The organism is Bartonella sp. MU70NMGDW, from assembly GCF_042194085.1.
Taxonomy (GTDB): domain Bacteria; phylum Pseudomonadota; class Alphaproteobacteria; order Rhizobiales; family Rhizobiaceae; genus Bartonella; species Bartonella grahamii.
In genome coordinates, this window is sequence record NZ_JBHIMK010000318.1 from 1 (window position 1) to 1,309 (window position 1,309).

Annotated in this window: 1 protein-coding gene; it reads right to left on the reverse strand. The window is 40.9% G+C overall.

Annotated elements, in window-relative coordinates:
• Positions 1-373: 373 nt before the first annotated feature.
• Positions 374-1,309: 3-dehydroquinate synthase (gene aroB / locus ACFIKE_RS10720; protein ID WP_375649889.1), on the reverse strand; the 936-nt coding region annotated here is incomplete at its 5' end.

The following is a 1,309-nucleotide window of genomic DNA, read 5'->3' on the forward strand; positions in this document are numbered from 1 at the left end:
ATTGATACGATGGTGTCTACGGCAGGATTCGAACCTGCGACCCCAGGATTCATACCACTTCGATTTTCACCGCCAGCCTTATCGGCTGTTTGTGGTCTGGACTGTCTCTTCACCTTGAAGCTTTTAGCTTTTTAGGTGCTGCCCGTTCAGTCTCTACACCTTTCTCTCATTTGAAGAGAGACTTGGCTCGGGATTGGCATATAGTTTCCCATGAAGCTTTCCCCGAATTTGAGCAGATCCACTTTGAGAATTTCTCCTTAAAGTGCCCAATTTCTTTAGGAATCCTGTGCTCTATCCTACTGAGCTACGCAGACATCATCATATTTAACCTTTAATAGAAGTATAAAAACGAATCAATTATATTCAATATGAATTAACGGATTTCTGCTAATTTTTGTTCCAGAAAAGTAAAAACTGCATCTGGTGAAACATTTTTTGCAATAAATGATTGACCAAGTCCGCGTGTTAAGATGAAGGTCAAATTGTTTTGAGAAACTTTTTTATCTTGAGCAATGAGAGTCATTAAAGTTTCAGAATCTGGTAGACACCCTGGGATATCCTTTAATTGTGTAGGCAATCCTATAGATTTGAAGTGCGCTTCAATGCGTTGTGTAAGTGCGGGGCTTATTAAATTTAGTTGAGCAGAAAATTGATGCGCTAGAATCATTCCAATTGATACAGCTTCACCGTGAATTAGACGTTTTGAGTCATAAGCGGTTGCTGTTTCAAGCATGTGTCCAAATGTATGACCGAGATTTAAGAGTGCGCGCTCTCCTGTTTCGTGTTCGTCACGTGCTACAATGTCAGCTTTAAATTGGCATGAGCGGACAATGGCCTCTGTTCGTATAGGGCCATTAGAAAAGACTTCTTGTCCATTTTTTTCAAGCCATTCAAAAAAATCAGGCTGGTTAATGAGTCCATATTTGACCATTTCCGCGTAACCAGCACGAAATTCGCGCAGTGATAGGGTATCAAGGACACAGGTGTCAGCAATAACGCATTGCGGTTGAAAAAAAGCACCAATAAGATTTTTGCCATATCGGCTGTTGATGCCTGTTTTTCCACCAACAGAGGAATCAATTTGTGCAAGAAGCGTTGTGGGCATTTGAATGAAGTTCATACCACGGCGGATTATACTTGCAGCAAATCCTGCTAAATCGCCAATGACACCACCGCCAAAAGCAATAACACAGTCGCCTCTTTCTAAACGCGCGGCAAGAATTTGATCGATAACAACTTGCAGGGTTGAAAATGATTTTGATTGTTCTCCCGCTTCTACAATAATAGGGACAGTATGAATTTTATTTTT